A 26,223-nucleotide genomic window follows, 5' to 3' on the forward strand; every position below is an offset into this window, starting at 1 on the left:
CTATTTAGAAAGTACCAGAATCAATAATGTTTTACAAATAACTCGATAAAATTAAGCTAAGGTGTTAGTTTAGATACAAATTATTGTATAAATGATCGGAGAGAAAATACAAAAAAATATAATAATAAGCTAAATTCAGTAATTGAGTGTTGAAATCTACATTAATTTGATGAATAATTTAGAAAAAAATATATTTGAAATATTATAGAGAAAAGAGTGGTGTATTAATGGATGGGTTATATAAAAAAGCTGGGAGTACATTTTTCCTGAAAGTCTTTGGTTTAGGGGTGGCCTTTATATTTCAAATAATTTTAGGAAGAATGCTTGAGCCCGCATCTTACGGAGAATATACCATGTATCTGACTTATTCTTCAATATTTACAATTATTGCCGTTTTTGGTATGGATCAAAATTTGATTAAAGAAATAGCCAAAAATAAAAATGATCGACAGCAGTCAAATAGTTTTCTACAGTTATCAATGGCTATTTCAACAATATTGATTATAGTATTATCAGTGATTGTTCTTTTTTTAAAAGATAAACTAGGATTTAGTGCAGATGGTATTTATCTTTTTATTGCGATGTCAGTTATTCGAACGGTTGTGATGATATTTGATGGATTCTTACAAGGAAATGGTTTTGTGGTAAAAGTTACCATACTGAATGACGTGATAAACAATATCTTAAAAGTAATCTTGTTTATTACTTTAGTGATGGGTGGTATTTCGTCGCTAAAGGCAGCACTTTGGAGTTTTATCTTTAGTGAATTTATTATGGGATTCATTCGATTATTAAGTATTAATAGAATTTTAGGAAATAAATATAAATTGGTAATTGGTCTAGAGAAAAAAGTTAAGAATGAATTTATTAAATATTCTTCTACTGTTCTATTTGTCTCAGGAATAGGTATTTTACTTCAAAACGTCGATCGTATCATGATTTCTAGTTATCTAGATTTAGTAAACGTTGGAATCTATAAAGTGAGCCAAAACTATGTCGCTTTAATAGGAGTTTTTATTAGTCCTTTTATTGCTTTTTGGCCAATCATTTCAAAACTGTATCATGAAAATAAACTATTTGAAATTCAAGAAGAAATGAAAAAAATAGTTAAAATTGTGACATATTTAGTTATTCCTATGTTTTTTATTTTCGTTTTTCAAAGTGGAAATTTATTATCAATATTTGGTGAGTTTTATGCAACCGGTACAGGGAAAAAGGTATTGGTCATTTTAGCTTTTTCATTTTTAGTGGACGCGATATCTGGTCCTATTGGTTCAATACTCACAATGACAAATTATGCAAAATTTATATTGTATAATAGTATAGCATCGTTAGTTGTGAATGTTATTTTGAATTATCTTTTGATTGGAAAATATGGTATTGTTGGTGTTGCCGTTGCAACAGGGGTCAGTATTATTTTAAATAATATCCTATCAATTTTAGAAGTAAAAATTTTACTAGGTATTTTTTCATATGATTTTAAAAATGTTTTACAAATTATTTTGTTATCAATTGTAAACTGGGGAATTGGTGGAGGTTTATCAAAAGTCATTAATATAGACAGCCATATCCTTCAAATTATTGTCTACGGAGTACTAATCTATCTAATAAATATGATCATTATCACTTATGTTTATAGAAAAGAGATACATGTATTTTTAGGAGAAAGAGGAAAAAAATGAATACAGCCAAGCAAATAAAAAAAGAGAATAAACCATCTTTAAAAGAATTTTTTTTAGCATCGTTTTTAATATCACAAAGAATCTCTCCATATTTATCGAGTGTTTATATTAAAAAGGGAATAAAACCGAATACAATTACTTTACATATGATCTACAGTGGTATTTTAGGAGCAGTCTTGTTTGCAATGCCAAATACTTACATTAAAGTGTTAGGAGTATTATTTATCCACTTGTGGTTTATACTAGATTGTTCAGATGGTGAAGTAGCACGTTATACTAAAAAATTTTCAAAATATGGAAAAGAGCTGGATTATATGGCGCATTTAATTAACCATCCATTGTTTGGTATTGCGTTATTTTGTTCGCTTGTACAACTCAATCGCTATTCTTTCTACATTTTGAGTGTCCTTGTTCTTTTAAGTAATTTACTTGATTATTTAACTAGAAACTTAAACACATTGGATCTTGTTATCAATCTGAAAGCGGAAAATAAATCAATCAGATCGAGTAGTTCTACAAATTGGTCGTTAAAAGAATTTATTTTATTTGTTGCGAGCCTCTTTATGGTTTATCCAAATTTTATTTTATTTAGTGTTCTTTTTTTCTTTATTGATTATTGGGTGGGTACCAATATTGTCTATGTCTATTTAATACTAAATATTTTCATTACTTTTATTTTCAATCTTAAAGGAATGACTCAATTAGTTAGAAAGTTTCATAACGAATGATTCATGGGTTGTTCGTCAAATAGTGTTGATGGACTCACAGTGAATCAAAAATGTCGTGAAAATCGGTGGATAATCTTCCATCGATTTTTTTAATTTCTATTGATAAATGAAACCTTGAATAATGTAAATACGATTGCGAAGATGATAAAAAAATTGGTAACCGTAGGAGACCCGTTTAATGGGCTTGATTTTGTTATTTAAACCTTCTATCGCACTATTTGAGTAGTCTAAATTGATCCCTGATTTATACATCTTTAATAAAAGAGCAACTTCTTCTTAAACCATTAAGGTAATCGAGAATCTAGAATGTGTATTACATGAAAAAATGAAACCGAATCTTTTTCCTTTCGATGATAATGTAGGAGTTGTACACTCTTATAAGCAAGGCGTAGCGTTATATCGTAATTGAGTAACTCATCAATAATATCGTGTGGATAGAGATGGCATTTGAAGAGAAAATGATAACTGATTTTTTGTTTTTCGAAAGTGGCAGAATCCATTAGAAGCAGCTTCCAGTAACGTTTCAGTCGACGATGTTTTTTCTTATCTTCAGAGTTTGATGTATTGAAACGATTCATCGTTTTAATTCGCAATTGATTAAAAGAGCGAGTGATATGTTGGACAATGTGAAAGCAGTATGTGACAATTTACACATTATGAAAAACCATTTTGAGTAGCTGCCATTCATATCCATCACTAAGTAGCGTACTTTTAACCGTTATTCACGGGAAAAGCGTATGAAGTACTGAGCCAACTTAAACAAACGACAATCCTCTAAAATGTCGAACAATTGATTTCTTGTGCCATTGATACAAATAAAACTCATGGAGCTTTCACAGGATTTAATTGACTTGAATTCATCAATACATAGCACTTCTGGCAAGTGTTTTTTCTTTTTATGATAAGTTTCTGCGAGTTCTTCTAACCCATCTTCATCTGTTAATCCAAGTATTTTTCTAGTATTAATATTTATAAAGGCTCACTCCTAATCAATGTTTGTTTTAGTCGACTACATTTTATCAGTTTGAGCCCTCTTTTTGTCGTAAAAAATAAAAAAAGTGTTGAAGAAAAATCTTAACGAGATTTTCTATTAACACTAAATATTAGATAACTGATTTTTCCGAAAACTACTGGACCCGTACACTTTTTTTTGGTATGATGTTCACGAGAATCCACTATTTATTTTTCGTGAATCTAAGAAAGAGGGATATTATGAATATTTATGATTACGATACTTTAAAGCAATTATCAAAAGAAAAATATACAAGTCAACGTGTAATTTCAGAAAAGACAGGTTATTCCTTAGGAAAAGTGAATGAGGCTGTCCATCACTTATTGGGAAAAGGATTTGTTGATAAAGATATACAATTAACAGAGCGAGGAAAACAGGAAATAAATAAAAATAAACCTCAAAATGCGATTATTTTAGCAGCTGGTTTCGGGATGCGGATGGTTCCCATAAATGCTGAAATACCTAAAGGTTTACTTGAAGTTCATGGTGAAATTTTAATTGAACGATTGATTCGTCAACTGAATGAGGCAGGAATTCAAGACATTACAATTGTTGTAGGCTTCCTAAAAGAAAAATATGAGTATTTGATTGATCAATTTAATGTAAAATTAGTCTATAATGGAGAATATGCAGTAAAAAATAATTTACACTCTCTTTGTTTAGTGAGTGAGACACTTGGAAATACCTATATCTTACCTTCTGATATTTGGTTAGAAGAAAATCCATTCTCAATAACTGAGTGCTATTCTTGGTACCTTGTGACTGAGGTGATTGATGAAGAGAGCACTGTACGAGTAAATCGCCAACGTGAGTTAATGATGGTTAAAGTTGAGCAAGGTGGAAATGCGATGATTGGGGTTTCTTATTTAACAAAAGAGATAACTGAGGAATTAAAAGAAACACTCCTGTTACTTAGCCAAGATGAGAAATATGATAACGTTTTTTGGGAAGAAGCTTTATTTACAAGAGAACGAAAAACTCCAGTCTATGGCAAGGTCTATTTGTCGGATAAAGTGATGGAAATTGATACTTATGAACAATTACGAGAATTGGATAGTCATTCTATTCATTTAAACACAGAAATTATCCATTTAATTTCAGAAGCTTTACAAGTATTGCCAGAAGAAGTCATGAATATTGAAGTCATGAAGAAAGGAATGACCAATCGTTCTTTTAAGTTTAGTGTAAAAGATGCTTCTTATATTATGCGTATTCCAGGAGAGGGAACGGATCAATTAATTGATCGTAGCCAAGAATATGACGTTTATCAACAACTAAAAGATTATAAAATTAGTGATGATGTCATTTATATGTCTCCAAAAAATGGTTATAAAATTACACGATATATTGAAAATTCAGTTGTTTGCGATTCTCAAAATCCAAAAGATGTAAAGGAAAGTATGAAAAAAATACGTGAATTTCACGAGAGAAAACTAACAGTGGATCATTCCTTTGATTTATTTGGAAAAATTGATTTTTATGAATCTTTATGGGAAGGGAAACCTTCTATCTTTAAAGATTACTTAGAGACCAAAAATAAAATAATAGAATTACAAACGATTATTGATCAAATACCAAAAGATTGGGTACTAACTCATGTTGACGCTGTTCCTGAAAATATTTTATTTACAGAAGAAGAGATTCGAATGATTGATTGGGAGTATGCAGGTATGCAAGATCCGCACTTAGATATCGCGATGTTTGCAATCTATTCTTTGTATGAAAAAGAGCAAGTTGATGCATTAATCGATAGTTATTTTATTGAAGGTTGTTCAGAAGAAATTCGAATGAAAATTTATTGTTATATTGCAATTAGTGGATTGTTATGGAGCAACTGGTGCGAGTACAAACACTTTTTGGGTGTTGAGTTTGGTGAGTATTCATTAAGACAATACCGCTACGCAAAAGAATATTATAAAATTGTTCAAAAAATGGAAGTTGTTAAGGAGTATATTTAATGTATAAAGTAGATAATGCCATTATTATGGCCGCAGGTCTGTCTTCTCGTTTTGCACCGATTTCGTATGAGTATCCTAAGGCGCTATTGACAGTAAAAGGAGAAGTCTTAATTGAGCGGCAAATTACTCAATTAAAAGAAAAAGGTATCCATGATATTACAATCGTTGTTGGTTATAAAAAAGAATTATTTTATTATTTAACTGAGAAATATAATGTTGTCCTGATTGAGAATCCAGAATTTAGTACACGTAATAATCATTCGAGTTTGTACTACGTAAGAGAAAAGTTAAAAAATACATATATTTGTTGTGCAGATAACTATTTTTTAACGAATGTCTTTGAGACTGAAGTTGAAGATTCTTATTATTCAGCAGATTTCGAAGAAGGGAATACCAAAGAATGGACACTGACTGTGGATGAAAATGACTATATTAAGGACGTACAAGTTGGAGGACATGCATCTTGGGTTATGTTAGGACACGTCTTTTTTTCAGAGAAATTTTCAAAAACATTTATTTCAATCTTAGAAAAAATTTATCGAAAACCTGAAACGAGAGATTTTTATTGGGAAGATATTTATGTTAATCATCTTGATCAATTATCTATGAAGATGAAAAGATATGATAGAGGAGTTGTTTTTGAATTTGATTCTTTAGATGAACTTCGAGTATTTGATCCGAAATTCAGAAATGATACAGGATCAAAAATTCTAGAAGAAGTCGCGAAACAGTTAGAGGGTCAACAGGTAGATATTACTGGCATTCAACCGTTGAAAATAATGGGTGAGACCGTTGGCTTTCAATTTAAATTTAAAGAAAAAAAGTTCGAATATATGTATCAAACAAAAAAACTAGTCGCATTATGAGGATAAAAGTATTACAGAAGGGGAAGAAATGAAATGTATGCAGGGTTATTAGCAGGTTTTTTTTGGGGGTTAGATACAGTTATACTAGGTGTGGCTTTAGCAAGTAGTTCTTTTGTAACTACTGAACAAGCAATTTTTTTTGCACCATTTATTAGTACGTTTATTCATGATTTATGTTCAACGTTGTGGATGTTGCTTTATATGGGGATTAAACGACAATACAAAGAAATACTTAAAGCTTTAAGAACAAAAAGTGGAAAATTCATTATTTTGGCAGCCCTAGTCGGTGGGCCAATTGGAATGACTGGTTACGTTTTATCGATTAAGTATATTGGAGCAGCTTATACTGCGATTATTTCTGCATTATTCCCAGCGGTTGGTGCCTTTCTTTCTTATATGATTTTAAAGGAAAAAATGACAAAAATACAAATGGTTGGTTTGTCAGTAAGTATTTTAGGAGTTATCATTTTAGGTTATACACCGGGTGAAGGAACGGTAACTAATGGTTGGATTGGGATTATATTTGCTCTAATGTGTGTATTTGGATGGGCTTCAGAAGCCGTAATCATTGCTCACGGATTAAAAGACCCAACAATTACAGATGAGCAAGCCTTGCAAATTCGTCAAGGGACATCAGCACTCTTTTATGGGATAGTTTTATTGCCATTATTAAGTGGGTGGACGATGACTTTTAATATTTTAACAACAAGTACTTCAGCAATTATTTTATTCTCAGCATTATTTGGAACGACCTCCTACTTGTTTTATTATAAAGCAATCAATAAAATTGGAGCATCAAAAGCGATGGCTTTGAATATTACCTATTGCGCATGGGCAATTGGATTTGGCTATCTTTTGTTAAATGAAGTTTTAAATGTCAAAGACACCCTTTCTGCACTGATTATTATTGGTGGTTCGATTACTGCAGGTGGAGACATTAAGGAGTTAATATCACCAGTCTTAAAAAAAGTAGGAGTTAGTAAATAGTTAGGACAAAATATTTCCTATTCTCATAAATATTTTGTTTCTCCACTTCATTAATATCTAATCCTTCGAACTACAAGAAAACATACTAAAAAAGGTTCTATAATATTTGATGTGGATGGAGAAATTCATTCACATCTATTTTTTTATAAAAAAATAGAAACATATGAAGATTCCAGTTAAAATGATAGTTGCCACCACCACGTTTTGAAAGGAAGATTCATATGTCTCATAACGATTGTATACGAAATTCACTTGATTTAAAAGGTAAAAATATTTTATTTAATCATTCACTTTGTGAAGAACAGAGCATCAAGGGGAAAACATCGAAGTTTTATCACGGAAAGTTAACCTACCGTCCTAGATCCTGTTCTTGTTGTGGTATCGTAAATGAAGCATATAAGATTGTTAAAAGTAGGTTTATTCTGTCTAAAATCAAGTGAATCAGTCATACACACTATCTGACTTATATTTTCTTGAAAAAGTAGCGTTTTCTCTACAGAGAATGCCATTCGAGCTTTCTCGCAGAATTATTGGAGATTGAGAAACACTGCTTTATCGCTCGCCGCGTGAAGCAATCGGTTCTTTTCGAACTCAGTGATGCAACCTCTTTTAAAGATATTGCGAAGCGACATGCGATTTCTAGTACAACTGTGATTCGTATTCTACGAAGGTTTAGCGAAGAGAAAAGAAATCTCTTTCAAAAGTTACCAGAATCTCTTTGTTTCGATAAATTTACCTCGACGAAAGATAAAAAAGGGAAACATAACTTTATTTATTCGGATGCATCGTCGCATCAAATCATTGACGTGTTAATTGATAACTTTTTGAGGACCATTAGCGAACACTTTTTAAGGTATCCTCTAAAAGAAAGGATGAAGGTGAAAGCAATTGTGGTAGATGTGAATGCCGGTTATTTCAAATTGGCCAAAACGTTATTTCCGAATACATCCGTCATTATTGATCGTTTCCATTTGGTTCAATTGGTAAATCGAGCTCTCAACTTGACTCGCATACGGACCATGAATACTTATTGGGCCTTTTCTTTAAATGATCTGAAAGACTATTGAAAACTGGAAAAATACTGTTATCTCTTTCTAAAAAAAGAGGATGACTTAGACTATCAAGCCTATCGCTACCAACGGATGTTTAAGGAAATGATAATCGAATCAGAAATCATGGATTATTTACTGAGCTTCGATTATCAACTAACGGAGACTTACAAACTCTATCAAGACTTGCTTTATTGTTCAAAGAAGAATGACTACGAGGGCTTTAAAGATCTTTTCCGATCGACCAAAGTCAAAATATTTCGCCTTCGCTGGAAACCTCTGTACGAGCCTTAGTGAAGCACTTGACTCGCATTAATAATACGTTTCAATTTTCTTTGAGTAATGGTTCTTTAGAAGGCTCGATCAATAAAACTAAGCTCATTAAACGAATTGCCTATGGTTATCGGAATTTTTATAATTATAGAGATCGCATTTTAGTCAGTTTTAAAGAGAAGAAAAAAGGCAACGATTTCTTAGAAGGGCTCGTTGCCTAAAAGTAACATTATTTAACTAGATAAAAGGCCATCCACATCATTTAACATAGAGCCAATTTTTCCATCAACACTAAATATTATACGACTGGATTAAGGCGTCATGCTTTCGGTTATGAATAGAGCGCCGGATATTAGATGGAGGTTCTGATATTCGATACTTTTTCGTGATTGAAATAATAGGTAGACAGTATAATCAGCGTTGCAATCAACGATCCGCTATTACTTGATAAAAAGTTCGGGTTGAATAAAGGCTTAACCATCCAAAAGATGAAGTTAAAATAGAGTAGGTACTTGATATTTAAATTAGTAATATTGAAATTTATCATTAAATAAAACGAATAGATTAACATAATGATAATTAAGATAAATCCTAGAATACCAAATTGCATAATAAACGAAAAATATTCTAATTCATATGAATAAGGCGCGATATCACTTCTAGTAAAATCCGGATCGTAGTAACCTAATCCTTTACCAATAATCGGGCTTTCAGTAATATTTTCGAAAATTTTCTCAGCTTGAATATCTCGAATACTATCTGATTTAATCGTTTCTTCTGAAAAGAGTCGGTATGTTAATGAGTTATAGATGCTTGAAGTTGCTTGTGGAAAAATTACAAATGTCAGAGCAATTGCGAAGAACATCGTACCTATTAGTTTGGCTACATTGATTAAGTCGTGTTTGCTTTTCAAGTCTATTTTTCGTAGGATTAATGCAATGAATAATGTTAACGCTAGTTGTAAGAAAATAATTCTAGAATAGATAATCAATGAAAAGCAGACAAGAGAAATAACGGTTAATCCTCGTATTATTTTAGAGTAATTTTTATCAGCAATTAGAAAACCTAAAGCGACAAAAGGAAAAGAATCACTCGGGGTCATAATACGATACATGCCTAAATATTCCATATGCATGCTGACAGGTTGGCTGTCTAGTTGAGCATAGATATTCATAAATTGTTCGTAGCTGAGACCAAAATTCATAATACCAATTTCAATTAGTAGTGTAAATCCAACTTTTACAAAAGCAGTAATGAAAATCCATTTCTTGACGTTTTCAATATTCACTAACTCATGCTTTATCACATAGTAAGAGAGAAAACATGTGCCGATAAGTGAAATTAGGTTAACCAGCATTAGTGTAGGGCTAGATGTAGTTCCAGAAAAATAGCTATAAAGATACCATACTATAATAAAAAAAACAGAAATGGTCATAGGAAAAAAAGGATTTTTTAAGATTTTCATGTTGTTAGTACTAAAAAATTCTTTAAAATAATTACTAATACCAGTCTTTTCAATTTTTTTCCTATAGTTTTGAAGGAAATGCATGAAAATCATTAGCATTAAAGCTGTAAATAATAGATGTTTAACAGGAATGGCTTTAATTGAACTTCCTGGTAACCAAAATGTAAAAATGTATAAATAAAAGATGTAGGGAAGGGTTTTACGCATTAGATCTCTCCTTAAATTGAATATCAAAATATTTTATCACAGAGTAGTAATGATAACAACATTAATGAGAAATAATTTAGGTGCCTACCACTCGAAGGTGATAGTATTTAAGAAAGTATACTAAGTTTATCAAATAGGAAAATCGATAGCGGGCATCAAATGTGTTATTAGAGTAACTACTACCTACGGAAGACAGCAAGGAAAAATATTATACAACCAAAAACACAACCAAACTTTCTGGTTGTGTTTTTTTGTGTTCAAATATATACTAGGAGATACAGTTTTAATGAACTGTTTTTTTGTATCTTGGTGAATAGATTCAGCTGTTTTCTGAAATCAAGTTGATTGTATTCGTTTTATTAAATAATAATATAACAGAATCGTGTTCTGTTATATTAGCGGGGAGGTGGGGATTCATGTATCAATTAAAGGAAGTAACGCAAGTGTATCAAAAAACAACGGCGCTAGAAGGGCTCTCTTTTTCAGTTGAACCTGGCGCCTTTGTAGGAATTGTTGGAAAAAGCGGTTCGGGGAAATCGACTTTGTTACGGTTATTGAATTTAATGGAAAAGCCGACACAAGGACAAATTTACTTTGATCAAACAGAGGTAACGACGCTTTCGAAAAAGGCACGGCAAACCTACCAAAAGAAAATTGGCATGGTTTTTCAACAGTATCACTTGTTGTCCAATCAAACGGTGCTTGAAAATGTCTTGTTGCCGCTAAAATTAATTGGCAAAAAAGAGACGGATTATGCGTTGTCGTTATTGGATTTTGTCGGTCTATCTAAGAAGACGCAATTGTATCCTAGTCAATTATCAGGTGGAGAAAAACAACGGGTGGCCTTGGCGCGCGCATTGGTCCGAAAACCGGATTTGTTGCTATGCGATGAGGTGACGAGCGCCTTGGATGAGGAGTACGCTGAAGAGGTCTTAATATTATTACAAAAAATCCATCGTGAGTTTCCGGTGACCATTTTTTTTGTGAGTCACGATTTGGAGGCGGTCAAAAAAGTTTGCCATCGCGTTTTCGTAATGGAGCAAGGGCGTTTGGTCGGTAGGCTGGAAAATCAACCCGCGCAACTGACGAAAGGGCAGGAATCTTATTTTGAGAAAGTTCAAAGGAGGTTTGGCGGATGACCTTGCAAGAACAACTGGTTTATTATTGGCCGGAATTGATGGTTTCTTTGCAACAAACAGGGATTATGATGGGGATTTCTTTAGCGGTTTCCTTGGTTTTGGGCTTGCCCTTAGGTGTGGGGTTATTCTTGTCTCATCCCAAGGTTCAGGGGAGGCGTCCGATTCGTTACTGGGTATTAAATGCGGTGATTAGTGTCGTTCGCTCGTTTCCTTTTTTGCTGTTTGTCGTGATTTTAATTCCCGTCGTTCGCTGGCTGATTGGTCGTGCGTTTGGTCCTATCCCGGCCTCGGTGCCCTTAAGCATTGTGGCGGTGGCGATTTATGCCCGTCTCGTCGAACAAGTGTTATTAGATGTCCCTCAAGACATTCGGTTCTTGGCGGATTCACTAGGCGCAACGACTATGCAGTATATTTGGCATTTTTTATTTGTCGAAGGCCGTAGCGGTTTGGTTTTGGCCTTTACAACCACGATCGTTAGTATGACTTCATATTCGACGGTAATGGGGATTGTTGGCGGTGGTGGAATTGGTGATTTCGCGATTCGCTATGGGTATCAAAGTTATCAATATGGCATTATGTATGTGGCAATTTTGCTGATGGTTGGGTTTGTTTTTCTGATTCAAATGCTTGGCAATCAATTGGCACATCAATTAGATAAAAGAAAGTAGGAAGAAAAAATGAAAAAAATCGTTGTTGGTTTTATTTTATTAAGTTCGATTGTGGCTTTGGCTGCTTGTGGGAATAAAGGAGAAGAGACGAGTAACGACAAAGTGATTACGGTTGCAGCTCAAGCGCCTCCGATGACAGATGTTGTTAAAAAAGCGGCGGAAGTAGCGAAAAAAGAAGGTTGGGAGATTCGTTTAGTCCAAGTGAATGATAATGTGGCTTATAACGATATGGTTGCAAGTAAAGAGGCGGATGCGAGTTTTGCGCAACACACGCCATTCATGATGAAGTACAATGCTGAAAAAGAGGCGAGCCTAGTTGCCATTCAACCGATTTATGATGCAAAAGTGGGCTTTTATTCGAAAGATTATCAAACGGTGGCGGATATTCCTGCCAAAAGTAAAGTAGCGATTCCAAATGATGCTTCAAATGAAGGACGAGCACTTGCGATTTTAGCCGATGAAGGTCTCATTACCTTAAAAGAAGGCGTGGGTACCAATGCGACAACCAAAGATGTGATTGAAAACCCGAAAGCATTCGAGTGGTTAGCGGTTGACTTATTGAATTTGGCGGAAGCGTATAGTGAACCTGGCGTGGCTTTGGTTTATAACTATCCAACCTATATTTCGAAAATTGGCTTGAAACCTTCCGATGCCTTATTTTTAGAGGCGAACGTGGATGAACGGTTTTCGATTCAGTTGGTTGCAAGAGAAGACAATGAAAATAGTGAGAAAATCAAAGCGTTGAAAAAAGCGATGACGAGTGAGGAAGTTCGCACCTTTTTAATTGAGGAACATGGAGAAACTTTATTGCCATCATTTTAAGAAATAGAAGTCAAAAGACCGGATTATCGGTCTTTTTTCTATTTATGAAAAAGTTAAGTCCCGTTTTATTTTGCGAAAATGTTTGATTTTTGTGGTATACTTTTTAGTAAATCATTTGATAGAAAGTAGCGATGAGACGTATGCTAACCTGGTTTATTTTACTGCTTTATTTTACAAAGAAAATCTTACCGCGACGTCGCAAGATTTATTTTTTCCTTTTTCCTTATTTGGCCATTGTCATGGGTACGTTTAGTTTGATTTTATTACGGGAATTCAATGACGAAGCGCTAAGTCCACTCGTTTATCTCTTCCCAACAGCTGGTCGCAATTTATTGAACCATTTACTGATGCTCTTTGTCGGGGTCTTAATTTCTTTTGTTTTACAAGGAGTCCTTCAGTTAGAGAAAAAGGGAAGGCTCATTCGACGAGAAGGATTAACCAAGAAACAAATTTCTTGGATGACTTTTTCCGGCGTGCTTGTCTTTTTAGGCAGTCTGCTTGTTTCGAGTAGTTTGTGGGCGGTGCGTTCCTTTGGGAATCTAACCTTTGATCAAATGGTCTATACCTTGAGTCAACCTTTGGGGGATTCGGACCCCGGGCAAGTGATGAATTTCTTGGTTCACCCTTTTTTAAATGCGATGGGATTGACCTTGTTTATTTTAAATTTCTTTCTCTTGTTTGGGCTGTATCACTTTTCGTTGAAAAAGCAAAAAAAATCGTTATTGGTTCCGGTCGTATTCGGTTCGAGTCTGCTCTTATTAATTGGAAGCGCCTCAATCAGTATTCTTGAAATTGGGTACGCGGATATCAAAGCTTATTATTTTGAAGAGACGGAACTTTATGAACGATACTACGTCGATCCGCGACAGGTATCACTGACTTTTCCTGAGAAAAAACGGAATTTGATCTATCTTTATTTGGAATCAATGGAAAGTAGCTATGCTTCCAAAGAAGTTGGTGGGATTAAAGAACAGAACTTAATTCCAAACTTAACAGATTTGGCTTTTGATGAAGGCATCCAATTTTCACATCAAGAGGGCTTCGGTGGTTTTTATCAAGTTCCTGGGGCGAATCAAACGGCCAGTGCCATGGTCGCTCAAACTTCAGGTCTACCACTGAGAGCTTCTGGTGGCAATTTAGATGCGAATTTCTACGGGCAAGACGGGTCGGAGTTTTTCCCAGGCGCCTATTCATTAGGTGAAGTCTTAGAAACAGCAGGTTATAACCAAATGCTCTTTATTGGATCGAGTCAGTACTTTGCCGGACGTGGCAAATACTTTAGTCAACATGGAAATTATGAGATTCGAGACGTATACTGGGCGCGGGACCAAGGACTGATTCCTGAAGATTACTGGGAATGGTGGGGCTATGAAGACCGGAAATTGTTTGAATTTGCGAAAGCGTCTTTGACGGAGCTGGCAAGTAAAGGGGAACCCTTTAATTTTACGATGCTAACGACAGATACGCATTTTGAAGATGGCTATCTGACAGAAGAAACACCCGATCGGTTTGGCGACCAATATAGTAATGTGATTTATGACAATGATCGACAAGTGAAGGCCTTTTTAGACTGGATCAAGCAACAACCTTTTTATGAGGAAACGACCGTGGTTCTCGTTGGGGATCATTTGACGATGGATCGTGATTTTTTTGAAACAGATGATCCGGAGTATCAAAGAACCGTTTACAATGTCTTTTTAAATACAGAAATGACGCCCAAAAGCAGATATAATCGCCAAGCAACGGCCTTGGATCTATTTCCAACGACATTGGCGGCTCTAGGCGTAACCATTCAAGGGGAGCGTTTGGCGTTGGGAACGAATTTGTTTTCTAAGGCAGAAACCTTGGCAGAACGTCTAGGGGTTTCCAATTTTTACACGGAGTTAACGAAACGTTCAGATTTCTATGCGGAACACTTGATGCAAGGGACCGATGAAGAGGTGCTGAAAAAGCGTGAAGCGCAAGAGCAACAAGAGTCGCAAGAGAATTGAGGTTTGTCAAACACTGGATTTTCTGCTAAAATGAAGCGAATGATTTTTTTACATGAAGGGGATAGCAAATATGATAACAGCAGTCGATTTAAGAGCTGGAATGACTTTTATTCAAGATGGAAAATTAATTAAAGTATTGGATGCAAGCCACCACAAACCAGGTAAAGGAAACACAGTCATGCGTATGAAACTCCGTGATGTACGTACGGGTGCTACGTATGATACGACTTTCCGTCCGGATGAGAAGTTTGAAAAAGCACATATTGACACCAAAACCGTACAATACTTGTACACGATGGACGATACTGGCTTCTTCATGGACTTAGAAACCTACGACCAATATGAAATTCCTGTGGCAAACATTGAAGAGGAAATGAAATACATTTTAGAAAACATGGAAGTGAAAATCCAATTCTACGGATCAGAAGTCATTGGAATTCAACTACCGACAACGGTTGTATTAAAAGTAGCAGAAACACAACCATCAATCAAAGGTGCGACAGTTACGGGTTCAGGAAAACCAGCAACGATGGAAACCGGCTTGGTTGTAAACGTCCCTGATTTTATTGAAGCAGGGGAATTATTAGAAATCAACACGTCTGAAGGAACTTACGTGAAGCGTGCTGGAAAATAAGTAAAAAAAGAAGACCTCGCAGTCTTCTTTTTTTTACTTGTTTTTCAAGTCAGCAGGAGGACTTTTGGTCAGCCATTTTTTGTAAGTCCGATCAATTAAAATGGCGCCAAGGGGGGCAGTCAAAATAATAGAAACAACAGCCACCGTCAAGATGATTTCACCACTAGCCAGTCCCATCGCAAGTGGCAAGCCACCAATGGCCGCTTGGACGGTGGCTTTTGGCGTGTAAGCAAAAGCGGTAAAGAGTCGCTCCTTCTGAGTTAAATTGGTTCGTAGTAAGCTAAAGAAAACACCAGCCATTCGAAAGAGGAGGACGGCCAAAATGAGAACCACTACAATCAAACCTGCTTGAAAGGCATAACGGATATCGACCATGGCACCGACTAAAACGAAAAGTAAAATTTCCGCTCCGACCCAAAGCTTGGAAAATTTGCTTGAAATGCGTTTGGAAACAAGCGGCGTTTTTTGTTGGATGGTTGCTCCGAGAGCCATCACGGCCAGTAAACCAGAAAAAGGCACGTTTGTAGTGAGTCCTTGCTCGAGTGTGACCAGTAAAAAAGCCAGTGACAAAATCACAAGGACTTTGGCCGTATCTTTTAAATGAAAGGCCGTGAAGAACCGAGTGAGGGCGCTTCCGACTAAGACGCCTCCTAAGATGCCAAAAAGAATCGCCAAGGGGATCGATAAGAGTTGCGTGGCAGAAAAACTTCCTCCTTGGGCCACCGTTGTAAAGGAAGTAAACAAGACAATCACGAAGACGTCATCAACGGAAGCGCCAGCCATGACCATTTGCGGAATACTTTTTTGTGTGCCGTAACCTGTTTCAATGAGTTTGAGCATGCGTGGAACAATGACGGCCGGTGAGACCGCTGCAATCACGGTCCCTAAAATGGCGGCATCTAAGAGACTGAGATCTAAAAACTTAGGCGCCAGCAAGACCATTCCGATGATTTCAAAACAAGCCGGCACAAAGCACATCAGCATTGCGGGACGTCCGACTTTTTTTAAATCCTGCACGTCTAGATTTAAACCCGCACGCGCCAAAATAATAATTAAGGCAATTTGTCTTAAGTCGGTCGATAAGGTGAGGATGGTCGGATCGAGTAAGTCAAAGACGTAGGGACCAAGTAAGATTCCGGTGAGCAACATACCGAGTAACGGTGGGAGTCGAAGGAGCGTGAACACTTTTCCTAAGCTCATTCCAATTAAAAAAATGAGTGCGAGAGAGAATAACATGGGGAACCTCCAGTTTTTTATTTTTGTGTTTCCTCATTCAAATACGCTTCTTTTTGTTTTCTGGTCAATTTTTTAAAGGCGGCTTCGGCTTTCATGGCTGCGCTACGTGAATCAAAAATTTCTTGATGAATCAAAGTGACGGGACGCCGCTTGGCTAAACGGGTATATTTGGCGCCGATGCCGTCGTTATGTTCTTTGAGCCGCCGTGTCGGGTCGGTTGTGTATCCTGCATAAAAGGACTGGTCCCGACATTGTAAGACGTAAAAGTAATGGGCTTTATTTTCCATAATATTTCTCTTTGACAATCGGGGTGTATTCGCCATTTTGATCGTAGGTAAAAATCGGTGGTAAGACTTTAAAACCGGAAGTCTTGCCATCTTTAATTCCTTCAATCAGTAAGATATTGGCATCCTTGCCTTCTTTTGGATAGACGAATTGAACTCTTTTTGGCGCAATTCGATGGGCTTGCATTTTGGCTAAAATGTCTAAAAAACGATCCGGACGATGAACCATGGCCAAGCGCCCGTTCATTTTCAACAAGCGGCTAGACGTGGCCAAGACTTCGTCAAGATTGGTATGAATTTCATGTCGGGCGATGGCCAGGTGTGGATTTGGATTTTTTCGACCTTGTGGTTCATTTTCAAAATAAGGCGGATTGCACAAGAGTAAGTCAACGGAATCACTTGGGATTTTTTCGAGACTATTTTTTAAGTCCATTTGGTAGACGGTCATCTGCGCTTCTAATTGGTTTAAGGCGATGCTTCTGCGCGCCATGTCTGCCAATTTTTCTTGCAGCTCGACTTGGTAAATATGGGCTTGTGTTTTCCGACTGACAAAAAGACCGACGGCCCCATTGCCGGAACAAAGGTCCACGATGGTGCCTTTTTTAGGAATGTTGGGAAAATCAGCCAATAAGACGGCATCTAGTGAAAAAGAAAAGACTTCGGAACTTTGAATGATTTGAATATTTTCGGCGTAGAGTTGGTCGATACGCTCGTGTTCATTTAATTGCACGGATAAAAACTCCTTTAAATTCAGTTTGACTGCTTCTTATTCTACCAAATTTTTACAAAAAGTCTGCATGGTAGGGGGAAGAATTTTGCAATTTTCTCGAACTTTTTACCAGAATGCAAATCTTCGATGAGAAATCGTGGAAAAAGCTTGTTAAAAGGGCGATTTTTTTGCATACTTAAAGAAGATTCATGAGAAGGAAAGAAAGGGAGAAGCGAATGTTTTTTACTTTTATGCGCGGGGTTGTTCGAGTGGTTCTTTGGCTCGTGAATGGCTCCTTTGAAATTCAAAATAAAGAGGCCTTGCCCAAAGAGGAGAATTACATCTTAGTTGCTCCGCATCGTACGTGGTGGGACCCTCTTTATATGGCCGTGGCTGCACGTCCGAAAAAATTTGCTTTCATGGCAAAGGAAGAATTATTTAAAAATGCTTTTTTACGTTTTATCTTAAAAAATGCCAATGCTTTTTCTGTGAATCGGCAAAAACCAGGGCCAAGTGCGATTAAGACGCCAGTGAAGCTTTTAAAAGAATCCGATCTAAGCTTGATTATGTTCCCAAGTGGTACCCGTCACTCAAAAGCGTTAAAAGGTGGCATGGCCATGATTGCGAAAATGGCGAAAGTTCGAGTGGTTCCTTGTGTTTATCAAGGTCCCCTTACCTTAAAAGATTTGTTTAAACGCAAAAAAGTGGTGATTCGCTTTGGCGAGCCAATTGATTTATCGGATATCAAAAAATTAAATGCAGAAGGCTTAGAGGAAGTGGAAAAACGGGTGCAAGGAGCCTTTGATGGCTTGGATCATGCGGTGAACCCAGATTTCCGTTATGAAGTCGAGTAGGAGTAAGCAAAGGTTTTTCTTTTTCGAAAGAATTCCTTTGCTTTTTTCTTTTTCAATAAACAAACGCTTTTTTTTAACCGAGATATTTTCCCCACCTTCCCCTTAGTGGTATAATGGGGGGAAGAAGATTTTTCAGGAGGGGTAACATGCGTTTTTTACATACGGCCGATTGGCATATTGGGAAAAAGCTGCACGGCTACGATTTGCTGCGTCAGCAAGAAGCGGCGCTGGCGGCGATTGTCGCGTTAGCAAAAAAAGAATCCGTGGATGCAATCGTGATTGCGGGTGATTTGTATGATCGTTCTGTGCCGGGGGTTGAGTCGGTGGCTTTATTAAATCAACAATTTATCCAGATGAATCGAATCGAAAAGCTACCTTTACTCGTGATTTCTGGTAACCATGATTCCAGTACCCGACTAGCAACGGGGAATCCTTGGTATCAAGCGACTGATTTTTACTTACATACGACCTTGGCGCAAGCTTTTACGCCAGTGACATTTGACGATACGCAATTTTTCTTATTGCCTTATTTTGAACCGATTGAAGCGCGACTGTACTTTGAAGATGATTCCTTACGAAGCATTGGTGCGAGTGTACAACGCGTGGTCGAGGCCATGCAAGAACATTTTGATCCAACGAAGAAGCAAGTATTGGTGTCCCATTTTTTTGTTGCAGGAAGTCTACGAACCGATTCTGAGACACCGCTAGAAGTCGGTGGGTTAGATGCGATTCCGCCAGCAACCTTCGAGGCTTTTGATTATGTTGCCTTAGGGCATTTGCATTCAAAAAATGCTATTGGTTCAGGTAAGGTGCGCTATAGCGGTTCCTTGTTAAAATATTCCTTATCGGAAGTCAATGACGAAAAAGGGGTCTTTCTTATCGATACGGCAGACATGGAACCGGTCTTTCATCCACTGGCTCCTCTACAAGAAATGCGTACGCTTGAAGCTTCTTTTGCGGAATTAATTGATCCTGCGCGCTATCAAACCCTTGATCGTGACGCTTTTTGGCAGTTTTCCATTACCGATCGTGGCGTGATTCCGAATATGATGCAACAGCTGCGGGAAATCTATCCCTATGTCTTAACAGTTGAACGCGCGCATGGGCATCAAGTGGTGACCAAACCTTTGACCCAACGAACAAAGCAACAATCACCCCAGGAATTAACCAAAAATTTCTTTACGGAAATGACGGGTGAAGCTTTATCAGAAAAACAGCTGGCTTGGCTAGCAAGGGGCTTGCAAGAAGCCAATGAAACAGAAAAGAGGGATTCAGCTTGCAACCACGTCAATTAGTTTTACGAAATTTTGGACCGTTTATTGATGAGACCATTGATTTTAGTGATTTTGAAGCAAGTGGGCTCTTTTTAATTAGTGGCAAAACCGGGGCAGGGAAGACGACGATTTTTGATAGTATGACCTATGCCTTGTTTGGTGAAACAACGGGACAGCAACGAAAAGGCAGTGAAATGCGTTCGTTGTTTGCTTCACCTGATGACATGACGACTGTCCGTTTTACCTTTGAACATCAACATTTTATTTATCAAATCGAACGTTCACCGGAACAAGTCTTACGCAAAAAACGAGGCGACGGCACGACGACGCACGGTACGAAAGTTTCGTTGACGATTTTTGATGCAGCGATGAAAGAGCAAAAGCAAATCACCAAGGTCGGTGAAGTGGATACCTTTATCAAGGATTTGCTGCAATTGGATGCGAAACAGTTTTTCCAAATCATCCTTTTACCTCAAGGCGAATTTCGTAACTTCCTGATCGCTTCGAGTAGCGAAAAAGAAAAATTATTACGCAATGTCTTTGGGACGGTCTTATACCAACGCATGACTGAATGGTTGCATGAGTCGCAACGCGAGCAAAAGCGAGAATTGGACAAGCAAAGCGAGCAAATTCAGACGCTGGGGGAACAATATCAATGGTTTGCTGAAGCGGTGAGCTGTCCAACCTTACCGGAACAATTTACCGTTTGGGCGCAAGACGGTGCCTTACTGGCTGCAGAGATAGGGGAACAAGAACAATCTTTAGACCGCTTAAAAAAAGAAGTCGCAGAAAAAGAACAAGCTTTTTATCAAGGCCAAAGCATCAACGAGCAAAAAGTCGCTTACCAAAAACGATTGGTCGCGTTTGAACAGTTGGAGCAAGAAGCAACGACGATTCAAGTGGCTAAAAAAAGCGTCTCTTTTTTACAAAGATTAGAAAAAGACCAACCCTACCTGGAACAAATCGCAAGAAATCGCCAGTTACAAGTGGCAAAAGAAGCGGATCTTCAAGCGCTATTAGAGGAACAAGCCGTTTTGAAAAAGACCCAAGCGCAATGGGAAAGTCACATTCCCTTGTTTGCTGAAAAACAACAAGTCTTAAAAGAAAAACGCGAAGAACAAGCGATACTTCAAGGCTTGTTGCCGATTGCAAACGAGTGGGCCCAGAGCCAAATCGAAAACGAGCAGGTAAGGCAAAAAATTGCTCGAAAGGCGGAAGAAATCAATGAAATTGCGCAACAATTGGCACAACTTTCAGTAGATTTAGAAGTTTCAGTGTCTGCTTTGCCAGATCAAACAAGACTGGCACAAACGGAAATCAATTTAGCTAAAGCACAAGAACAAGTGACCCGTTGGGAAGAAAACGAAGGACAGCGTCGGCAATTGTTGGCAGCGTGGGAGCAAAAGTCGGCCAAGGTGCAAGACAAACAAACGCAGCTCTTACTAGAAGAACAAGACTTACTTGAAAAAGAGTCGGACTTTAAGCGATGTCAAAGTGACTATGCGAAAAAACAAATTGCGCATTGGCAGGCAAAATTGTTACCAGGTGAACCTTGTTTCATCTGTGGGTCAACAGAACATCCACTGGTCACAGAAGGTGGACTGCATGAAATACCGGCCGATTGGATCAATGAAGAAGCCGTTGCGTTGGCCGAACAGACTTGGGAAAAAGCGCGCGCACGTTGCTTAGCGAGCCAACAACAAATCGAACAGTGGTCGTTTGAAGCAGAGCATTTAAATCAGCAAGTGGCACAACGCACTGCTGAGGGACAAGCGCAATTGGCTCAATTGCAAAAGAGTTTGGATTTATCGACCAGCCTCACCCCCCGTGAAGCTTATCAACAAGCTTGGACGCAATTTTCGACTGAAAAAGAGCAGCAGCAAGCACTTACTGAAAAAATCGAGCAACAACGGCTGGCTTACGAACAACAGTGCCAAGTCAAAGAACAGCTCATCAAAGAACAAGAAGCGCAAGAAAAAGTACAAGTGCAACAACAAGGCGCTTTGGCTAGCTTAGCCAAGCAGCTGGATGGCTTTACCTTTGAAACATTGACGACAAAACAAGAGGCTACAAATCAAGTGATTGAGGAGTTAGCAGCCGCTATTGAGACGCATGAAGCAACCGGGCAAAGCCTCTTGCAAGAAGGTTTGATTTTAACCGAACGACAAACCGTCTGGGCAAGTGAGTTGGCCCAATTGCAAGCACAAAACGCGTTGCAAGAGGAACAGTTAGCCCAACGTTTGGCTCAATACGAGGAAGAACTAACGGAAGAACAACTCCGGGCGCAAGTTCCCTCACTAGCTACTTTACCGACACTTCTTGAAAAAATTGCTGCCTATGAAGAAGAATGGACGATTTTACAACGCCGGTTGGCTGAAGACGAGGCGTTAAAAACGATCCCTTGGCCAGATTTGGCGCAATTGGAACAAGACTTTCTTGTCGGCAAAGCCCAAATGGAAGAACAAAAAGAAAACATTCTGGCACAAAAACATCAACAAACGAGGAATGCCGCTTTAATTGAACAGTTGCAAGCACTCTGGCGAAAAAATCAAACCGCCTTAGACGATCTCGGAGAGTTGCAACACTTGTCTGCCACTTTACGTGGGGACAATTCAGAAAAATTAAGTTTGGAACGGTATTTATTGCAATCCTTTTTACAAGAAGTCTTGATAGTAGCCAATCAGCGGCTAGTCAAGCTCACTCGTGGCCGTTACCAATTTCTCATCGCGGAAGAAAAAGGCAGTTACCGCAACTCGACCGGTCTTGAAATCAATATTTACGATGACAATGCGGGAACGACCAGACGTTCACAGACCTTGTCGGGAGGTGAGAGCTTTATTGCCGCCTTGGCTTTGGCCTTATCTTTAGCCGACGTGATTCAACAACAAGCTGGAGGGATTGCGATTGAGGCCTTGTTTATTGATGAAGGGTTTGGCTCGTTAGATGAGGAGTCTTTAGAAATGGCTTTAGAAGCGCTCGAAATGGTTGAACAAGAAGGACGCTTGATTGGCATTATTAGTCATGTGCGTGAATTAAAAGAACGTGTGTATCAGCAACTGCTTGTTGAAACCAATGGTGCCGGTCAAAGTCGAACGAGAACAATCAGTGGATAGGAGGAGTGATAAGGATGAAGTGGAGTATACCCGAACGAATCATTGAACGAGGACGAGATTACTTAAAAGAAAATCGCGTCTTATCGGCAGTTCCCGATGCAGAAAATCAAGTCTGGCGCGCAGAAGTGCTCGGCAGTGAGTTGTATCGCATTGATCTGGATGCCACGGCGAAAGAAGAAGATTATTGCCAGTGTCCTTATTGGGAAGAACATCATTTTTGTAAACACACGGTGGCCGTTGAATTGTACTTACGACAAAAAGGGTTGACGCGACAAATTCAAGGAGGGCAAGCCAAAAATCCAGCGACCTTTTCCCCTTCGGAAATGTTTACCAAAGGATTTTATCGCTTGCAGGAGGAACAACAGGCCTTGGCTCAAGTGGTTCCTTTAGAAATTCAATGCCAAGTCGATCAAATTGCAACGAATCCTTATCGAAAAGAATTCGCTATTTTAGGGGTTAGTTTGAAATTAGGTGAAAAAACGGGTCGGAAATACGTGATTCGTAATATTTATAAATTTTTACAAGTGTATCATGAAGCAAAAATCTATAATGGCATTAAACAGGGCAGTTATTATTTGCATCCGCAGGCTTTTACAGCGGCAGAAAATGACCTCTTGGCTCGTCTTGTGCAAATCGCTCAAACCCAACAACTATTGGGGCAAATAGGCGTACAAGTCAACGGGCAGCTTGATAAAAAGTATCTTTTGTTGCCTGTACATGAGGGGAAAGAACTACTCGAAAAAATGCAAGAAGTTGATTTTCTTTTTCAAGCGGACGAGCGACGCAAAAAAGCGCTGGTTTTTACAGAAGAAGCCATTCCCTTGTCGTTTTCTTTAAAAGCAGTCGATGAAGGCTTCGAATTGGTTCAAGACAGTCGCTTTGATCAGTTGTATCAAGCCTATCAGTGGGGCATGCTAGGTGAGAAAGTCTATTCGTTAAGTACGGAAGCCTTGGAAGTCTATTTAACGACGATGCAACTAATGAAACGGTTGGAAGGTCCGAAGATTTCTTACACAAAACCAGAACTGTCCTTGCTCTTTCGTCAAGTGTTGCCCTTCTTACGTAAAATCGGTGAGGTGAAAATTGCCCCGGAAGTCTATGCGGCCATTAGTGAAGCGCCTTTAGAAATGATTTTTTATTTCCGTCGTAAACAAGGGATGATTGATGTGCGTGTTGATTTTCGCTATGGTGAAATTGTCTATTCAACCCATGCCGATTATACCTATCTCCCGCTCGATGCTCCCGAGGTCTTACGCGACTATCAAGGAGAAAAAAGAGTGGCTCAATTGCTGGAACAGTTTGACTTTCAGCAAGGAAAACAAGGCGGATGGCAAAAACCGATTCCGAAAGGCACGCAATTGTATCAATTCTTTACCCATGAAGTACCGGTTTTTCGTCAATTAGGCAAGGTACATTTAGGGAAAAAATTACGTGAACTCTACCTTGATGGGAAAGACTTTGCGCCAGTAATTGCAGTCGACCAAGAAGATTCTTGGTTGAATGTTTCTTTTGATATTTCTGGTATTGACGAAGAAGAAGTGCAAGCCATCTTGCAAAGCCTTTTAAGACAAGAAGCCTTTTATACCTTACAAGATGGCAAAGTCTTATCGCTCACTGACGATCGATTTCAAGAAACGAGCCAGATGCTGCAACAACTTCGAGCCCAATTGCGTAGTGATTCTGCGACCTTTGAAGTCCCTTTATATCAGGGGTTACAGTTACAAGAGCAATTAGGCGAGCAAGCAAATCTTAGCCATCGCTTTGAAGATTTAACCCAGCATTTAATTCAACCCGAAAGTTTTGCTGCCGCGTTACCTCAAGGCATTCAAGCAGACTTGCGTGAATATCAAATTCAGGGTTTTCGTTGGTTAAAAATGTTAAGTCATTATCATTTTGGGGGCATTTTAGCCGATGAGATGGGTTTAGGAAAAACACTGCAGACGATTACGTTCTTACTGTCTGAAAAGGAAGAAAAGGGCAAAATCCAAACCTTAATTGTCACACCTGCCAGTCTGACCTACAACTGGCAACAAGAGTTTAAGCGGTTTGCGCCTGATTTAAAAAGCGTAGTTGTCCATGGAACCAAAGAAGAGCGCGAGCAATTACTAGCCACTGAGCAAGAAATCTTTATTACTTCGTATACGAGTTTGCGTCAAGACGTCTCCATTTATCAAGAACAAAAATTTGATTATTTAATTTTGGATGAGGCGCAAATGGTCAAAAACAGTTACACGAAAACAGCGCAAGCACTACAATCGTTAGTTATTCCAAGAAAGTTTGCCTTGAGTGGGACGCCCATTGAAAATAACTTAGAGGAACTATGGGGCTTGTTCCAACTGATTATGCCAGGTTTTTTCCCAAGTCGCCAAAAGTATCGTGAACTGACGACCGAAGAAATTGCTCGGATGATTCAACCCTTTGTTTTACGCCGAGATAAAACAAGCGTCTTGCAAGATTTACCGGAAAAAATTGAACGCAATTACTATAGCGGCCTAACGGAAGAACAAAAGAAGGTGTACTTGGCTTACTTGCAACAAATGCGGGCCGAAGTTTCAAGCATGGATAGCGCGACTTTCCGGAAGAGTCGGATTTCAATCTTGGCTGGCTTAACACGTTTACGTCAAATTTGTTGCGATCCCCACTTGTTTTTAGAAGATTACAAAGGGTCTTCTGGCAAGCTCGAACAAGCCAAAGATTTGATTGAAACGGCGATTAAAAACAAACGCCGAATCTTGTTGTTTTCACAATTTACCGGGATGTTAAGCATTTTAGAAGAAACATTGAATCAAATGGGCATTTCCACCTTCTATTTACGGGGGAGTACGCCACCGAAACATCGAGTAGAAATGGTGAATGCATTTAATGCCGGTGAGAAGGAAGTCTTTTTAATCTCATTAAAAGCAGGGGGAACGGGTCTGAATCTCACAGGAGCGGATACAGTCATCTTGTATGACTTGTGGTGGAATCCAGCTGTTGAAGAACAAGCAGCTGGTCGTGCGCATCGGATGGGGCAAAAGAAAGTGGTCGAAGTCTGGCGCATGATCGCCGAAGGAACGATTGAAGAACGAATGGAAGCTTTGCAACAAGAAAAACGCGAATTGTTCCAAAAAGTCATTCAAGGAAATGAGACCCAGCTCCAACAATTAACGGAAGACGATATTCGTTTGATTTTAAGTGTCGGCGAAGCGTCCAACGAGTGAGGCTCGTAAAGGCTCTCTTTTTGGTTGTTCGTCAAATCGTGTGGATGGACCCGAGATGAGTAAAAATAATCG

At 38.2% G+C, this 26,223-nt stretch carries 20 protein-coding genes and 2 pseudogenes; 16 read left to right on the forward strand and 6 right to left on the reverse strand.

Annotated features, from left to right (window positions below):
* The first annotated feature begins 227 nt into the window (after window positions 1–227).
* Window positions 228–1,682 (forward strand): flippase, encoded by a 1,455-nt coding sequence (locus ACYSNO_RS05655; RefSeq protein ID WP_461730106.1) that lies wholly within the window; start codon window positions 228–230, stop codon window positions 1,680–1,682.
* Entirely contained in the window at window positions 1,679–2,410 is a 732-nt protein-coding gene (locus ACYSNO_RS05660; protein ID WP_461730107.1) for a CDP-alcohol phosphatidyltransferase family protein, read from the forward strand. Before ACYSNO_RS05655 ends, ACYSNO_RS05660 begins: the two co-directional genes overlap by 4 nt.
* A 96-nt stretch (window positions 2,411–2,506) precedes the next feature.
* Here the strand turns inward: ACYSNO_RS05660 and ACYSNO_RS05665 are convergent.
* A pseudogene (locus tag ACYSNO_RS05665) lies at window positions 2,507–2,632 on the reverse strand (transposase); the annotation flags it as partial.
* Window positions 2,633–2,694: 62 nt separating this feature from the next.
* Window positions 2,695–3,293: pseudogene (locus tag ACYSNO_RS05670) on the reverse strand (transposase); the annotation flags it as partial.
* Between the two features lie 329 nt (window positions 3,294–3,622).
* On the opposite strand from ACYSNO_RS05670, the gene ACYSNO_RS05675 reads away from it, so the two are divergent.
* The 5 genes from ACYSNO_RS05675 (at window position 3,623) to ACYSNO_RS05695 (ending at window position 8,776) form a co-directional block, all read left to right on the forward strand.
* Window positions 3,623–5,380, forward strand: coding sequence for a phosphotransferase (locus tag ACYSNO_RS05675; protein ID WP_461730108.1), 1,758 nt, complete (start codon window positions 3,623–3,625; stop codon window positions 5,378–5,380).
* The gene (locus ACYSNO_RS05680) at window positions 5,380–6,246 is read left to right on the forward strand and encodes an NTP transferase domain-containing protein (protein ID WP_461730109.1); all 867 of its coding nucleotides are present in this window, start codon (window positions 5,380–5,382) and stop codon (window positions 6,244–6,246) included. The genes ACYSNO_RS05675 and ACYSNO_RS05680 overlap by 1 nt, the downstream gene beginning before the upstream one ends.
* Window positions 6,247–6,279: 33 nt before the next feature.
* On the forward strand, window positions 6,280–7,233 hold the full coding sequence (locus ACYSNO_RS05685; protein ID WP_461730110.1) for a DMT family transporter: 954 nt from the start codon (window positions 6,280–6,282) through the stop codon (window positions 7,231–7,233).
* 530 nt (window positions 7,234–7,763) lie between these two features.
* On the forward strand, window positions 7,764–8,300 hold the full coding sequence (locus ACYSNO_RS05690) for a transposase (protein WP_461730111.1): 537 nt from the start codon (window positions 7,764–7,766) through the stop codon (window positions 8,298–8,300).
* 251 nt (window positions 8,301–8,551) lie between these two features.
* A complete protein-coding gene (locus tag ACYSNO_RS05695) occupies window positions 8,552–8,776 on the forward strand; it encodes a transposase (RefSeq protein WP_461730179.1) in 225 nt (74 codons plus the stop codon).
* A gap of 131 nt (window positions 8,777–8,907) precedes the next feature.
* Here the strand turns inward: ACYSNO_RS05695 and ACYSNO_RS05700 are convergent, their stop codons facing one another.
* On the reverse strand, window positions 8,908–9,843 hold the full coding sequence (locus ACYSNO_RS05700) for an O-antigen ligase family protein (RefSeq protein WP_461730112.1): 936 nt from the start codon (window positions 9,841–9,843) through the stop codon (window positions 8,908–8,910).
* A gap of 800 nt (window positions 9,844–10,643) precedes the next feature.
* Between ACYSNO_RS05700 and ACYSNO_RS05705 the strand changes: the two genes are divergently transcribed.
* The 5 genes from ACYSNO_RS05705 (at window position 10,644) to efp (ending at window position 15,481) form a co-directional block, all read left to right on the forward strand.
* Entirely contained in the window at window positions 10,644–11,366 is a 723-nt protein-coding gene (locus tag ACYSNO_RS05705) for an ATP-binding cassette domain-containing protein (protein ID WP_461730113.1), read from the forward strand.
* Window positions 11,363–12,034: a methionine ABC transporter permease gene (locus ACYSNO_RS05710; RefSeq protein ID WP_461730114.1), complete on the forward strand. Its 672-nt coding sequence runs from the start codon at window positions 11,363–11,365 to the stop codon at window positions 12,032–12,034. Before ACYSNO_RS05705 ends, ACYSNO_RS05710 begins: the two co-directional genes overlap by 4 nt.
* A gap of 9 nt (window positions 12,035–12,043) precedes the next feature.
* Window positions 12,044–12,856, forward strand: a complete 813-nt coding sequence (locus ACYSNO_RS05715; protein WP_461730115.1) for a MetQ/NlpA family ABC transporter substrate-binding protein — start codon at window positions 12,044–12,046, stop codon at window positions 12,854–12,856.
* 131 nt (window positions 12,857–12,987) lie between these two features.
* Entirely contained in the window at window positions 12,988–14,847 is a 1,860-nt protein-coding gene (locus ACYSNO_RS05720) for an LTA synthase family protein (protein WP_461730116.1), read from the forward strand.
* 70 nt (window positions 14,848–14,917) lie between these two features.
* Window positions 14,918–15,481, forward strand: a complete 564-nt coding sequence (efp, locus tag ACYSNO_RS05725; RefSeq protein ID WP_461730117.1) for an elongation factor P — start codon at window positions 14,918–14,920, stop codon at window positions 15,479–15,481.
* A gap of 33 nt (window positions 15,482–15,514) precedes the next feature.
* Here the strand turns inward: efp and ACYSNO_RS05730 are convergent, their stop codons facing one another.
* The 3 genes from ACYSNO_RS05730 to ACYSNO_RS05740 are packed head-to-tail and all read right to left on the reverse strand — an operon-like array spanning window position 15,515 to window position 17,731.
* Window positions 15,515–16,717 (reverse strand): cation:proton antiporter, encoded by a 1,203-nt coding sequence (locus tag ACYSNO_RS05730; protein WP_461730118.1) that lies wholly within the window; start codon window positions 16,715–16,717, stop codon window positions 15,515–15,517.
* 17 nt (window positions 16,718–16,734) lie between these two features.
* Window positions 16,735–17,004 carry a GIY-YIG nuclease family protein gene (locus ACYSNO_RS05735; protein WP_461730119.1) on the reverse strand — a complete coding sequence of 90 codons (270 nt, stop codon included), beginning with the start codon at window positions 17,002–17,004 and terminating at the stop codon, window positions 16,735–16,737.
* Window positions 16,994–17,731, reverse strand: coding sequence for a tRNA1(Val) (adenine(37)-N6)-methyltransferase (locus ACYSNO_RS05740; protein ID WP_461730120.1), 738 nt, complete (start codon window positions 17,729–17,731; stop codon window positions 16,994–16,996). The genes ACYSNO_RS05735 and ACYSNO_RS05740 overlap by 11 nt, the downstream gene beginning before the upstream one ends.
* 215 nt (window positions 17,732–17,946) lie before the next feature.
* Between ACYSNO_RS05740 and ACYSNO_RS05745 the strand changes: the two genes are divergently transcribed.
* From ACYSNO_RS05745 to ACYSNO_RS05760, 4 genes are all read left to right on the forward strand, one after another.
* Window positions 17,947–18,564, forward strand: a complete 618-nt coding sequence (locus ACYSNO_RS05745) for a lysophospholipid acyltransferase family protein (RefSeq protein WP_461730121.1) — start codon at window positions 17,947–17,949, stop codon at window positions 18,562–18,564.
* 146 nt (window positions 18,565–18,710) lie between these two features.
* Window positions 18,711–19,859, forward strand: coding sequence for an exonuclease SbcCD subunit D (locus ACYSNO_RS05750; RefSeq protein WP_461730122.1), 1,149 nt, complete (start codon window positions 18,711–18,713; stop codon window positions 19,857–19,859).
* Window positions 19,841–22,951 (forward strand): AAA family ATPase, encoded by a 3,111-nt coding sequence (locus ACYSNO_RS05755; protein ID WP_461730123.1) that lies wholly within the window; start codon window positions 19,841–19,843, stop codon window positions 22,949–22,951. Before ACYSNO_RS05750 ends, ACYSNO_RS05755 begins: the two co-directional genes overlap by 19 nt.
* A gap of 14 nt (window positions 22,952–22,965) precedes the next feature.
* A complete protein-coding gene (locus ACYSNO_RS05760; RefSeq protein ID WP_461730124.1) occupies window positions 22,966–26,151 on the forward strand; it encodes a DEAD/DEAH box helicase in 3,186 nt (1,061 codons plus the stop codon).
* Window positions 26,152–26,223: the final 72 nt, after the last annotated feature.

The sequence above is a fragment of the Enterococcus sp. LJL98 genome, from assembly GCF_054871745.1.